1 pseudogene is annotated in these 216 nt (G+C 53.7%); it reads right to left on the reverse strand.

Annotation, left to right across the window (positions count from 1 at the left end):
• Nucleotides 1–30: 30 nt before the first annotated feature.
• A pseudogene (locus tag E0D98_RS27770) lies at nucleotides 31–216 on the reverse strand (mobilization protein); the annotation flags it as partial.

Genomic DNA, 216 nt, shown 5'->3' on the forward strand with positions numbered 1-216 from the left:
TAAGTGCATTTCCAGCTCTGTCATACTCACTTACTCCCTGACCAGTCTTACTGCGTTCTTCTTCTCCACCGTCCAGTTGTTTTCCCCCTTCCCCCCGGACGGCAACACCAGAAATTTCCCGTTCCTGCCCTCGTGATACGTCACACCCCATGTTTTTTCCCGGAGTTTCGCCAGCGTCTCTTCCTGGTCCCTGATAGCCAGGATGTTCGCCGCAAT

The organism is Escherichia sp. KCJ4928 (assembly GCF_004352695.1).
Classification (GTDB): domain Bacteria; phylum Pseudomonadota; class Gammaproteobacteria; order Enterobacterales; family Enterobacteriaceae; genus ECMA0423.